This window comes from Pseudocitrobacter cyperus, from assembly GCF_039889165.1.
GTDB classification, from domain to species: Bacteria; Pseudomonadota; Gammaproteobacteria; order Enterobacterales; family Enterobacteriaceae; genus Pseudocitrobacter; species Pseudocitrobacter cyperus.
Genome location: NZ_JAYMYY010000003.1, coordinates 266165 through 279357, shown reverse-complemented (window position 1 = coordinate 279357; position 13193 = coordinate 266165). Strand labels below are relative to the sequence as shown.

Here is a 13193-nt window from a genome sequence, read left to right as displayed (position 1 = left end):
ATTACTCTTAGGCCATAATAAAAGCCGAACTCACAACACAAATGGCAACCACGATTGCGGTGATTAAACCACAAGATAAAAAATTCAATGTTGAATCTTTTTTTCTAACATTAAGAATATCAATTAAATATTTTTCCCTCCGGGCTGACGGAATAAGCCCTTGAGAGTCCAGTGTTATTTTTTTTCTCAGCATCTGGCTAAGCTGCTGAATATTCACAAAAAGATAAAGCCCTTTCTTTGCATCGGTGTGAACTTGAATAAAACAGGCCGATTCTTTTTGACGCCCCATTTTTTTTAGCGACCAGGATACACCAATACCATCAATGGCCGCACCATCGTCCGTCACCTCAATTTGTTTAATGAAAAAATAGGGCACACAGCAACTGCTCATTATTATAAATAAGCCAAAACCTAGTGTATATTCCATAACATGCTCAACATGGCATATCTGATTTACTACGCCATAACTTGTGCGGCATATACTCATCGTTATTCCCACTAAAAAAGCGAGAGATAACACATACAAACCGATGATGAATGTCAGTCGGCATGCAGATATTGAAATCATGAATAAATAGTCACAATGTGCTCTCTTGCTTAACAACCAGTGTAGTTTTTTTAAAAACAAACGAAAAGTAAGAGCCGTTAATGAAATGATCAAAAAGTACTTCGTCATAATTCACCTGATATCCGCCAACAGCAACGATGACGCATTCACCACTATAAAAACAGAGGCGTAAAATTTCATATAAATTAACAATAATATCGAGAGGAGTGATTTATAAAAATCATAATAAGTTAATTATCCGAGGTGGTCAGAGTACAGTAATACCTGAGATATGTCATCCCGGCTATTTCATCTCTAAAGCAGGACAAAACAGAGATCTCACTTTCAAAATCTGCGTACAATAATCCAGTATTTCGCCAGATTGTCTCCTGTCTTCACGCCCCTGATTTGCCTACCTTAGACGCATTACCTGTTCTGAGGAGCACATCCATGACCCATCGCATTCAACGCCTGAAAGACGCCCTTTTTGCACATCCGCGTGAAATCTCTCTCGAGCGCGCACTGCTTTATACCGAAAGCCATCGTCAAACCGAGGGCGAGCCGGTGATCATTCGCCGCGCCAAAGCCACCGCGCACATTCTGGATAACGTCGCCATTAGCATTCGTGAAGACGAACTGATTGCCGGGAACCGTACAATCAAGCCGCGCGCGGGTATCATGTCACCGGAAATGGATCCGTACTGGCTGCTGAAGGAACTGGAGAAATTCCCCACACGCCCGCAGGATCGTTTTGCGATAAGCGAGGCTGATAAACGCTGCTATCGTGAAGAACTTTTCCCGTACTGGGAAAACCGCTCGATGAAAGATTTCATCAACGGTCAAATGACCGATGAGGTGAAGAGCGCCGTCGCAACACAGATTTTCAGCGTCAACCAGACCGATAAAGGCCAGGGCCACATTATTATCGACTACCCGCGGCTACTGAATAACGGCCTGTCAGCGCTGGTTGCCGAAATGAAAGCCCACTGCGAACAGCAGCCGGAAAACACCTTTTACCAGGCGGTGCTGATTGTGCTGGAAGCATCACAGCGCCATATTTTGCGCTACGCCGCACTGGCGGAGACCCTGGCGGCAGAGTGCCCGGATGCCGCGCGTCGCCAGGAGTTGCTGACTATTGCTGCCGTCTCGCGGCATAACGCTGAAGAGCGTCCGCAGGATTTCCATCAGGCCTGCCAGCTTTTCTGGTATATGAATATCATTCTGCAGTATGAATCCAACGCTAGCTCCATTTCCCTGGGACGCTTTGACCAGTACATGCTGCCTTTCTGGCAGGCATCGCTGAATCACGGCGTGGAAGCGGAAACCCTCCGCGAGCTGCTGGAATCGCTGTGGGTGAAATGCAATGACATCGTCCTGCTGCGCTCCACCAGCAGCGCCCGTTACTTTGCCGGCTTCCCGACGGGTTACACCGCGCTGCTGGGCGGTTTAACGGAAAATGGCCGCAGCGCCGTTAACGCACTTTCCTTTATGTGTCTCGATGCCTACCAGAGCATTCGTCTGCCGCAACCCAACCTGGGCGTGCGCGTCAACGAGCTGATCGACCGCTCATTCCTGCGTAAAACCGCAGAAACCATTCGGTTAGGCACGGGGATTCCGCAAATTTTCAACGATGAAGTGGTCGTTCCGGCGTTTTTAAACCGCGGCGTATCACTTGAAGACGCGCGCGATTACGCGGTGGTGGGCTGCGTGGAATTATCCATTCCCGGCCGTACCTACGGTCTGCACGATATCGCCATGTTTAACCTGCTGAAGGTGATGGAGATTGTGTTGCATGAAAACGAAGGCAACGCGGAAATTAGCTGGGATGGGCTTCAGGCGCAGATCCGCGACAAGATCCGTCATTACATCAAGCTCATGGTTGAAGGCAGCAACATCTGCGATATCGGCCATCGCGACTGGGCGCCGGTGCCGCTGCTCTCGTCGTTTATCAGCGACTGCATGGACAATGGCAAAGACATTACCGAAGGCGGCGCGCGATATAATTTTTCCGGCGTGCAGGGGATCGGCATCGCCAACCTCAGCGATTCACTCCATGCGCTGAAAGGCATGGTATTTGACCAGCAGCGAATGAGTTTCGACGAACTGCTGAGCGTATTGAAGGCAAACTTCGCCACGCCGGAAGGGAAAGAGGTGCGCGCGCGGTTGATTAACCGCTTCGAGAAATACGGTAACGATATCGACGAAGTGGATAATATTAGCGCCGATCTGCTGCGTTTTTACTGCAAAGAGGTGGAAAAATACCGTAATCCGCGCGGAGGGCAGTTTACACCTGGTTCCTATACCGTCTCCGCACACGTGCCGCTGGGTTCAGTGGTTGGCGCAACGCCGGACGGGCGCTTTGCCGGGGAACAGTTGGCCGATGGCGGTTTATCGCCGATGTTAGGCCAGGATTGCGAGGGGCCAACGGCGGTGCTGAAATCGGTAAGCAAGCTGGATAACTATTTGCTTTCCAACGGCACATTGCTGAATGTGAAATTCACACCCGCGACGCTTGAAGGTGAAGGCGGCCTGATTAAACTCTCTGATTTCCTTCTCGCCTTTACCAAACTGAAGCTGCAACACGTACAGTTTAACGTTGTGAATGCCGATATGCTGCGCGAAGCCCAGCAGCGCCCGCAGGATTTCGCCGGGCTGGTGGTGCGCGTGGCGGGTTACAGCGCCTTCTTTGTGGAGCTATCGAAGGAGATTCAGGATGACATCATCCGCCGCACCGCACATCAGTTGTGAGGTAACGGATACGCGCGCCGACAGGGCGCGCATCTTCAATATCCAGCGCTACTCGCTTAATGATGGTCAGGGCATCCGCACGGTGGTCTTTTTTAAAGGCTGCCCGCATCGCTGCCCGTGGTGCGCCAATCCGGAATCGTTGTCGCCGAAAATTGAAACGGTGCGCCGCGAAAGCAAGTGTCTGCGTTGTAAACGTTGTCGCCAGGATGCACAGGAGTGCCCCTCTGGCGCATGGGAGCATATCGGGCGCAACGTCACGCTGGAGCAACTGGAACACAGCGTACTGAAAGATGAAGTTTTCTTTCGCGCCTCCGGCGGGGGTGTGACGCTTTCTGGCGGAGAAGTATTGATGCAGGCGGAATTTGCGACGCAGTTTTTACGTCGTCTGCGGCAACTGGGCATTCGAACCGCCATCGAAACCGCGGGTGATGCGCCGCTCAGCCGCTTTCTTCCCCTGGCGAGCGTCTGCGATGAAGTGCTGTTCGATCTCAAAATTATGGATACGCAACGCGCCCGCGAAGTGCTGAACATAAATCAGCCGCGCGTACTGGAGAATTTTCGCCATCTGGTAGCAAACGGTATTAAGGTCATTCCCCGCCTGCCGCTAATCCCGGGCTTTACGCTGTGCGAAGAAAATGTGGCACAGATTCTGGCGTTTCTGGCGCCGCTTGCCGTACAGGAAGTCCACCTGCTGCCATTCCATCAATATGGCGAACCGAAATACCATCAACTTGATAAAGTCTGGCAAATGGCGGGCGTGGCGGCGCCGACAGAGCAGGATATCGCCACACTGCGGGAAAAAGTGGAACGGGCGGGTTATCGGGTAGTGATTGGCGGATAGTTAGTTAGTATCGTTTTTTTTGCGATACTTTTCAGGTAGTTCCGGCACCGGACGTTTGTCATCTATCAGATGGCGAATGGTGAGAATCGGGTGACGCCAGAGCATTCGCGGCCCCGCCCAGCGCATAATTTGCTTCATCTCTTCGCGTTTCGCCGGCTGATAGCAGTGCACCGGACACTGCTTACAGGCCGGTTTTTCTTCACCAAATACGCATTTATCCAGCCGCTTATCCGCATAGTTATTTAATGCCTGATAGTGCTCCCCCCCGGCCTGCGCATCCGGGCAACGGCGCTGATACAGCGAAATCATGCAACGGATAGTCTGTTTTTCACGTTCGATACGTTTGCCTGACATAACTCCCCCCCAAAAGATGCATGAATAATACACCTTCATGCCCGCGATTGCATTACAGGCAGTACACGCACGCGCAGAGATAAATGGAAGTGTAAGCATCCCGGTAAACCGAACCATTCACTTTTAGAGATCTACCGCCATACTTCTTACGCCAGGTGTAAAAGGTGGCGTCGGAAATGGCGTGCTTACGGCAGAGCTCACGGGCAGAAATCCCGGCTTCAGCCTCGCGGAGGATACTGATGATCTGTTCGTCGGAAAAACGCTTCTTCATGGGGTTGTCCTCATGTGGCTTATGAAGACATGACTAACATCGCGGTGTATTAATCAACGGGGAGCAGGTCACCGTAGACATGTTAGTGCAGTAATATTAATCAGTTATAACTGAACATTACCGTGGCAGTTGCATTAACACTACCAGGCTGAGCATTGACTGAATCATATACCTTGTAATAAGCATTCAGCTTAACATCCTGCTCCCCCTCTTCAAGGGATTCACCTTTGCTGATAGTTTTGATCCTGGTTACCGCATCTGTCAGCACGCTGGTTGCACCAAAAGCCACATCTGAACCGCTTTCATCCTGCAGCGATATGCCAATACCAGTGGACGAGGATTCTTCATTGCGAAGCACTTTATTTCCTGAGTCCACAATATCATTGCTCATTAACCAGGTATTAACGTTGCTAAGAGCGAGCCCGGTATCAGAGTTACATGATATGGGTAGACTGAATGCTGTCATTCCATTGCTGTTTCCTTCCAGCAAATCATTTATGCCGATGGCTGGGAGTCTGACAGTCTGATCTTGCACATCACAGGTCATTGTTGATGGACTGTAAGTAATATTCAGGCTCTGAACAGCATAAACAAAAGGTACAGAAAAGCTATCTCGGGCGACTTGTATAAAATAATCCTCCTGAGTAGTTTCACTTCTGCCTGCGGCAGCCACAGGGATGGTGGCTGTTCCATTACTTGTAGATTTATAGTAAGACAGCGTAGCTGACGGCGCAGAAACTAGTTCAGCCGTTAATGTTATTGTTGCCTGATAATCAGACATTGACCGCGTTTTTAAGGATGCGGGGGATTTCATCTTTGTCGATGCCGGACTGATCGAGGTGGTGATTTTTACCCAGTAATCACTTATCCCCGAGGCGTCAGTGAAATTTACATAGTAGGGCTCACTGCCTTGAGTCTGAAATTTTATTGTATCGATAGCAAGTCCATTGCATGTCAATGTTTGGGTGAAGTTTGTTGAAATACTTGTTGAATAGGTAGTGCTGGTCTCAAATATTTTGGACAGATCGATAGACTGCGTCGATTTCATCCCTTCCGCTGCCCCTGAGTATATGCAATCAGCGTTGGCTGCATACACAGAACAAGGCACGAAGCCGACAATCGCAGGAATAATGATGTTTCGAGTAAAATTTTTCATTAAAGATCATCCATAAAGCATATATAGTCTTGAAAATAAAAATAAAAATAAAAATAAAAATAAAAAACAATCATTCATCGGTGCTCGATTTCCATACAGATTAATTGTATTGCAATTTATTACAATCGAAATCAGTCGGAGATTTATCCGATTTTCTGAGGTTACATGTGCATCTCTGCAGCCATGGGGTCAGTCCATCAACGGACAGGAAGTGTCTGGATTATCCGTGGAGATTCAATACCCGTCGTTAATGCTACCCAATCAATCCAGAAGACTATCTAAATAATCAGCCCATATCTGCAACCATTTTCACACTCAGCGTCATATTTATATAGGTTATAAATACCTTCAACCCCAGCTTTTGTATGCCCAAGAACAGCCTCTGCTACTTCATTGGGACATTGTAATCGTGATAACCCTGTCCGTACCGTCCTTCTTAGATCATGAGGCGTCCAACTCGGTATATCCAACATTTGCCCCTGCTCACGCATACGCCAGGCATTCTCGGTAAGATATTTCTGCTGTATAGGTAATTTTGTACGAGAAGAAGGGAAAAGATAAGCATCAGAGTTGAGCCGCAGAACTTTCAAAAAGTTGATGGCTTGAGTGGGTAATTGCACATAACGCTCAATGCCTGTTTTGGTTTCTCTTAGATGAATAGTCCCTTTTCAAGATCAACATCCTTCCATGCCATATTGCAGACGTCGCCGGTACGACACCCGGTCCAGAGGGTCAGACGTAACACGTTTTTGATCGTTGGCGTGTAAGCCGACCCCGGAAGCCATTTAAGGAATTTTGCAAGCTCGTCCTCGCTCAGTACTCGTGTTCCACGTCCGTTTGTGAGCTTGATTCTGGTCTGTCGTAAGCTGGATTTTGCTAACAACGCTGGATTCGCAAAACTGTCATCAAAGCGCCCAAGGCCAATAGCAAATTCATATGCGAGAGAAAGCTCCCTCAGTACATTCCCTGCCTGTACGGTTGCACCTCGAGCTACAATGGCGTTAATTAAATTGATGACATCCTGTCGCGTTATCTCAGTAGCATTCCGGGTTCCTAAGCTTTTAACAGCGTCACCATAGAGAGTACGATGAACCTCTGCCTGCCCTTTCGGCTTTCTGGCACCTGGAATGACCTTCCCATCCTTCGTTTTACGAACCTCAATACGTTCAGTAAGATACAGTTCAACTAATCTCTGTACGGTCAATTCAGGGATCTTAGCCTGTTCAGCTTCAATCACACGCTGGAGCTTATCTTGTTTGAGTTCAGTCGCAGGACACCGACCTTCCTGTCGGAGAAACTTGAATTCATGAAGTTTAAGACGTGCAGCGGCGAGAGAAGTCCGCGGGAATTACCAATTTTAACCTGAGCAAGCTTGCCAGTCAGAGGGCTTGTGTAACGGTAGAAAAAAGACTTAACCCCAGTTGTACCGCAGGAGACACGTAAGCCACGATTTTCGCCTACATCAGCCTTATCTTTGTCGCCAGGCTTCATCATTTCTACCGCTTTAACCGAAAGTGGCTTTCCCTCTTGTTTTCCTGCCATAAAGACTCCGTTATCATGCACCTTACGCAGTCATGAATATAAATGTAGGTTGCGCTGTATGTGCCCATATTTTACCAGGCTATAGATTGGCAAGCTGCACTTTAACCTGCATTTAAATGTAGGATTTCATGATATTCGATGAGACACCGTGAAACTTAATGATAACAACAAAAATCACTAACTCATTAAAAATTAAGAAAATGGACATCACAAACCGATGAGCACAATAGAAAACTTAGATTCTCACACACCAATGATGCAGCAGTATCTCAAGCTGAAAGCCCAGCATCCTGAGATCCTGTTGTTCTATCGTATGGGCGACTTTTACGAGATGTTTTATGACGACGCGCGTCGCGCGTCTCAATTGCTGGATATCTCACTGACCAAACGCGGCGCTTCAGCAGGCGAGCCCATTCCAATGGCGGGCATTCCGCATCACGCGGTGGAAAACTACCTCGCGAAGCTGGTAAACCAGGGCGAATCTGTCGCTATCTGTGAACAGGTTGGCGACCCGGCAACCAGCAAAGGGCCAGTGGAGCGTAAAGTTGTCCGTATCGTGACGCCTGGCACCATCAGCGACGAAGCGCTGCTGCAGGAGCGTCAGGACAACCTACTGGCGGCCATCTGGCAGGACAGCAAGGGTTACGGCTATGCCACGCTGGATATCAGCTCCGGGCGTTTTCGCCTGAGCGAACCGGCTGACCGCGAAACCATGGCGGCAGAACTCCAGCGCACTAACCCGGCAGAACTCCTCTACGCTGAAGATTTCGCTGAGATGGCGCTGCTTGAAGGCCGTCGCGGGCTGCGTCGTCGCCCTCTGTGGGAGTTTGAAATCGACACCGCGCGTCAGCAGCTTAACCTGCAATTTGGCACCCGCGACCTGATTGGCTTCGGTGTCGAAAACGCCCCACGCGGCCTGTGCGCCGCGGGCTGCCTGCTGCAATATGTGAAAGACACCCAGCGCACCTCCCTGCCGCATATTCGTTCCATCACCATGGAACGCCAGCAGGACAGCATCATTATGGATGCCGCCACGCGTCGCAATCTGGAGATCACCCAAAACCTGGGCGGCGGTCTGGAAAATACCCTGGCCTCCGTGCTCGATTGTACCGTTACGCCGATGGGCAGCCGTATGCTCAAGCGCTGGCTGCATATGCCCGTGCGCGATACAAAAACCCTGACCGAGCGCCAGCAGACTATCGGCGCGTTGCAGGATGCCACCGGCGAACTGCAACCGGTGCTGCGTCAGGTGGGCGACCTTGAACGTATTCTGGCGCGTTTGGCGCTGCGCACCGCGCGCCCGCGCGATCTCGCCCGTATGCGTCACGCCTTCCAGCAACTGCCGGAGCTGCGCACGCAACTGGAAAGCGTTGATAGCGCGCCGGTGCAAATGCTGCGCGAAAAAATGGGAGAATTTGCAGAACTGCGCGACCTGCTGGAACGCGCCATCATTGATGCACCGCCTGTTCTGGTACGTGACGGTGGCGTTATCGCGCCCGGCTATAATGCGGAACTGGATGAGTGGCGCGCGCTGGCCGATGGCGCGACCGATTATCTCGATCGTCTGGAGATTCGGGAACGTGAACGGACTGGCCTTGATACGTTAAAAGTTGGCTATAACGCCGTGCATGGCTATTACATTCAGATCAGCCGCGGGCAGAGCCATCTGGCCCCCATCAACTACGTGCGCCGCCAGACGCTGAAAAATGCCGAACGCTATATCATTCCAGAGTTAAAAGAGTACGAAGACAAAGTGCTCACCTCAAAAGGTAAAGCCCTGGCGCTGGAAAAACAGCTTTATGAAGAACTGTTTGATCTGCTGTTGCCGCATCTGGCTGATTTACAACAGAGCGCCAGCGCGCTGGCGGAACTGGATGTGCTGGTCAACCTCGCGGAACGCGCCTATACGCTGAACTACACCTGCCCGACCTTTATCGACAAACCGGGCATTCGCATCACCGAGGGTCGCCATCCGGTGGTCGAACAGGTGCTCAATGAGCCGTTTATCGCCAATCCGCTCAGCCTGTCGCCGCAACGACGCATGCTGATCATTACCGGCCCGAACATGGGCGGTAAGAGTACCTATATGCGCCAGACCGCGCTGATTGCCCTGCTGGCTTACATCGGCAGCTATGTGCCTGCACAGAGCGTGGAGATTGGCCCGATTGACCGCATCTTCACCCGCGTTGGCGCGGCGGATGACCTTGCCTCTGGCCGCTCAACCTTTATGGTGGAGATGACCGAAACGGCTAATATTCTGCATAACGCTACCGAAAATAGCCTGGTGCTGATGGATGAGATTGGGCGTGGTACATCAACCTATGACGGCCTGTCGCTGGCGTGGGCGTGCGCCGAAAATCTTGCTAATAAAATCAAAGCATTAACGCTGTTTGCCACCCACTACTTCGAGCTGACTCAGTTGCCGGAGAAAATGGAAGGCGTGGCTAACGTGCATCTTGATGCGCTGGAGCACGGCGACACCATCGCCTTTATGCACAGCGTACAGGATGGCGCGGCGAGCAAAAGTTACGGCCTTGCCGTTGCTGCGCTGGCGGGCGTGCCGAAAGAGGTGATCAAACGCGCGCGGCAGAAACTGCGCGAGCTGGAGAGCATTTCGCCGAATGCCGCGGCGACGCAGGTGGACGGTACGCAGATGTCGCTGCTGTCAGTGCCGGAAGAGACCTCGCCTGCCGTCGAAGCGCTGGAAAATCTCGACCCGGATTCCCTGACACCGCGCCAGGCGCTGGAGTGGATTTATCGGTTGAAGAGTCTGGTGTAATGGTATTGCCCGATGGCACTGCGCTTAGCAGGCCTGCGGGCAATCGCAAGATTAACAGGCCGGGTAAGGCTTCGCCGCCGCCCGGCACTTTTTTTAACGCTTACCGTCCGCCAGCAGCGGCGGAATGCTCGGCACCATCGGCGCGTCATCAATATCCTTCTGCGTCATACGGAACGCTTCCGGGTAGTGTTCGCGGCTGGTACGGCGCAGTGGTTCGGTATCGCGCCAGGTATAAAGGCAGTGCTGGCACTGATAAACCGTCCAGACATCTTTCACCGGCGATTTCGCCATCACTTCAATCTGTTCATCGGCACAACGTGGACAAATCATCTTTTTCTCCTTATTGACGTGCGGCCAGCATAGCGGTCAGTTTTTCAGCCCAGGCTTTGGTTTCTGGTAAATCCACCACCGGCTGGCTGTAGTGACCACGGTTGTCCGGGGCGACAGGCGTGGTGGCGTCGATAATCAGCTTGTCGGTGATCCCCGCCGGGCTTGAGCCCGGGTCAAGCTCCAGCACCGACATATTCGGCAGTTGCACCAGGTCGCCCGCCGGGTTCACTTTCGACGAGAGCGCCCACATCACCTGCGGCAGGTTGAACGGGTCAACGTCTTCATCCACCATAATCACCATCTTCACGTAGCCCAGTCCGTGCGGCGTGGTCATCGCGCGCAGGCCCACCGCGCGAGCGAAGCCGCCGTAGCGTTTTTTGGTGGAGATAATGGCCAGCAGGCCGTGGGTGTACATGGCGTTTACCGCCTGCACTTCCGGGAACTCGGCTTTCAGTTGCTGATACAGCGGCACACAGGTGGCAGGCCCCATCAGGTAGTCGATCTCCGTCCACGGCATCCCGAGATAGAGCGACTCAAAAATCGGTTTTGTGCGGTAAGAGACTTTATCAATACGCACCACCGTCATGTTGCGCCCGCCGGAGTAGTGGCCGGTAAACTCACCGAACGGCCCTTCAATTTCACGTTTGCGGCTTTCGATCACCCCTTCGAGGATCACTTCCGAGCCCCACGGCACGTCAAAACCGGTCAGCGGGGCGGTGGCGATCGGGTATGGGCTTTCGCGCAGTGCGCCCGCCATTTCATATTCAGACTGATCGTATTTCAGCGGGGTGGCGCCCATCAGGGTGATGATCGGATCGTTACCGAGGGTGATCGCTATCGGCAGATCTTCCCCGCGCTCTTCCGCTTTATGCAGATGCAGGGCGATATCGTGCATTGGCACCGGTTGCAGGCCAAGCTTACGTTTGCCCTTCACTTCCATACGGTAGATGCCGACGTTCTGCTTGCCGAAGTTATCCGGGTCAAGCGGGTCGCGGGACACCACGCAGGCTTTGTCGAGATAAAAACCGCCATCGCCATCATTCAGACGAAACAGGGGCAAAATATCGAACAGGTTGATCTCATCGCCATCAACACTGTTTTCTGCCCATGCCGGGTTGGCGCGGCGCTCCGGGGCGATTGGGAAGTTATCCCAGCGGCGGATAAACTCATCAATCTGCTTTTTAACCGGCGTGTTCGGCGGTAGCCCGAGGGAAATTGCGTGGTTCTGCCAGGAACCGATGGTGTTCATCGCCACGCGCGCATCGGTAAAGCCGCGAATATTATCAAACCACAGCGCGGGTGCGCCGTCGCCGATACGCCCGGTGGCGTTGGCAGCGGCGGCCAAATCCGGCTCGGCGTTCACCTCTTCGCTGATTTTCAGCAATTGCCCCTGGTCGTCGAGCGCCTGTAAAAAGCTGCGTAAATCATCAAAAGCCATTATGCATTCTCCTGTGAAAATGAGTGTGCCGACGGAAGCCCCTTCCAGCGGCGAGCCTTGTCATACTTCAGGCCGAATTGATCCAGCACGCGGGTGACGATGTGATCGACGATGTCGCCCACCGTTTCCGGGTGGTTATAAAAAGCAGGCATGGGCGGCACCATCGCCACGCCCATGCGAGAAAGCGCGAGCATATTTTCCAGGTGAATGGTGCTGAGCGGCATTTCACGCGGCACCAGTACCAGCTTGCGCCCCTCTTTGAGCACCACGTCCGCAGCGCGCCCCACCAGGCCGTCGGCGTACCCGGCGCGGATCCCTGCCAGCGTTTTCATGCTGCACGGGATCACAATCATGCCGTCAGTCTGGAATGAGCCTGATGAGATGGTCGCCGCCTGATCCGCCGGGCTGTGGCTGAAATCAGCCAGCGCAGCAACATCGCGCGCGCTGTAGGGCGTTTCCAGTTCGATGGTGGTTTTCGCCCACTTCGACATCACCAGGTGCGTTTCAACCTCCGGCATCTCACGCAACGCCTGAAGTAGTGCGACGCCAAGCGGTGCGCCCGTCGCGCCGGTCATACCCACAATCAGTCTCATTCATCACCTCTATGTTTGTTCGTGTACGAACGTTTTATATAACCTACGTCAGAATGTCCTTACACACAATATTGTTCGTACACGATCGCACTCAGAGCTAAAAAATGAAGGATTAAAAAAGCGGTGCGTAGCGGCTATGATGAGAGAAAGTTTTTTACGATGGGGTTTTCATGGAGTTAAGAAACGAAGCATTTCACCTGCTGCGCCAGCTCTTCCAGCAACACACCGCGCGCTGGCAGCACGAATTGCCGGAGCTGACCAAGCCCCAGTACGCCGTGATGCGCTCTATCGCTGAGCATCCGGGCATTGAGCAGGTAGAACTGACGGAGGTGGCGGTCAGCACTAAAGCGACGCTCGCTGAGATGTTAAGCCGCATGGAGAGCCGTAATCTGGTGCGACGCGAGCACGATCCGGCCGATAAACGCCGCCGATTTGTTTTTCTCACCGAGGAAGGCGAAGCGTTATTGAACGCCAAAAAACCCATTGGTAATGGCGTCGATGAGGCGTTTTTAGCGCGTTTAAGCGAAGATGAGCGTGAGATGTTTATACGCCTGGTGAGGAAGATGATGGGGTGAATGACCTCCCCCAAAAAGA

At 52.2% G+C, this 13193-nt stretch carries 10 protein-coding genes and 2 pseudogenes; 4 read left to right on the top strand and 8 right to left on the bottom strand.

From position 1 onward, the window contains the following. Positions 1-7: 7 nt before the first annotated feature. Positions 8-676: a hypothetical protein gene (locus VSR74_RS12855; protein WP_347795100.1), complete on the bottom strand. Its 669-nt coding sequence runs from the start codon at positions 674-676 to the stop codon at positions 8-10. A gap of 321 nt (positions 677-997) precedes the next feature. Between VSR74_RS12855 and VSR74_RS12850 the strand changes: the two genes are divergently transcribed. Both VSR74_RS12850 and VSR74_RS12845 read left to right on the top strand, forming a co-directional pair. Next, on the top strand, positions 998-3295 hold the full coding sequence (locus tag VSR74_RS12850; protein ID WP_347795099.1) for a formate C-acetyltransferase: 2298 nt from the start codon (positions 998-1000) through the stop codon (positions 3293-3295). After that, positions 3261-4136: a [formate-C-acetyltransferase]-activating enzyme gene (locus tag VSR74_RS12845; protein ID WP_347795098.1), complete on the top strand. Its 876-nt coding sequence runs from the start codon at positions 3261-3263 to the stop codon at positions 4134-4136. Before VSR74_RS12850 ends, VSR74_RS12845 begins: the two co-directional genes overlap by 35 nt. Here the strand turns inward: VSR74_RS12845 and VSR74_RS12840 are convergent, their stop codons facing one another. From VSR74_RS12840 to VSR74_RS12825, 4 genes and pseudogenes are all read right to left on the bottom strand, one after another. Then, entirely contained in the window at positions 4137-4490 is a 354-nt protein-coding gene (locus tag VSR74_RS12840) for a nitrous oxide-stimulated promoter family protein (protein WP_347795097.1), read from the bottom strand. It lies immediately after the preceding gene. Between the two features lie 133 nt (positions 4491-4623). After that, positions 4624-4761, bottom strand: a pseudogene (locus tag VSR74_RS12835) (transposase); the annotation flags it as partial. A gap of 100 nt (positions 4762-4861) precedes the next feature. Beyond that, positions 4862-5917, bottom strand: a complete 1056-nt coding sequence (locus VSR74_RS12830) for a fimbrial protein (protein WP_347795096.1) — start codon at positions 5915-5917, stop codon at positions 4862-4864. Positions 5918-6178: 261 nt separating this feature from the next. Beyond that, a pseudogene (locus VSR74_RS12825) lies at positions 6179-7459 on the bottom strand (tyrosine-type recombinase/integrase). Between the two features lie 217 nt (positions 7460-7676). Between VSR74_RS12825 and mutS the strand changes: the two are divergent. Beyond that, positions 7677-10238: a DNA mismatch repair protein MutS gene (gene mutS, locus VSR74_RS12820; protein ID WP_347795095.1), complete on the top strand. Its 2562-nt coding sequence runs from the start codon at positions 7677-7679 to the stop codon at positions 10236-10238. 93 nt (positions 10239-10331) lie between these two features. Here the strand turns inward: mutS and VSR74_RS12815 are convergent, their stop codons facing one another. From VSR74_RS12815 to VSR74_RS12805, 3 genes are read right to left on the bottom strand one after another with little or no spacing between them, the layout of a single operon-like run. Further along, positions 10332-10568, bottom strand: a complete 237-nt coding sequence (locus VSR74_RS12815) for a non-oxidative hydroxyarylic acid decarboxylases subunit D (protein ID WP_347795094.1) — start codon at positions 10566-10568, stop codon at positions 10332-10334. 10 nt (positions 10569-10578) lie between these two features. Next, the gene (locus tag VSR74_RS12810; RefSeq protein WP_347795093.1) at positions 10579-12006 is read right to left on the bottom strand and encodes a non-oxidative hydroxyarylic acid decarboxylases subunit C; all 1428 of its coding nucleotides are present in this window, start codon (positions 12004-12006) and stop codon (positions 10579-10581) included. Then, positions 12006-12599, bottom strand: coding sequence for a non-oxidative hydroxyarylic acid decarboxylases subunit B (locus VSR74_RS12805; RefSeq protein WP_347795092.1), 594 nt, complete (start codon positions 12597-12599; stop codon positions 12006-12008). Before VSR74_RS12805 ends, VSR74_RS12810 begins: the two co-directional genes overlap by 1 nt. A 170-nt stretch (positions 12600-12769) precedes the next feature. Between VSR74_RS12805 and VSR74_RS12800 the strand changes: the two genes are divergently transcribed. After that, the gene (locus tag VSR74_RS12800) at positions 12770-13174 is read left to right on the top strand and encodes a MarR family winged helix-turn-helix transcriptional regulator (RefSeq protein ID WP_347795091.1); all 405 of its coding nucleotides are present in this window, start codon (positions 12770-12772) and stop codon (positions 13172-13174) included. Positions 13175-13193 lie beyond the last annotated feature (19 nt).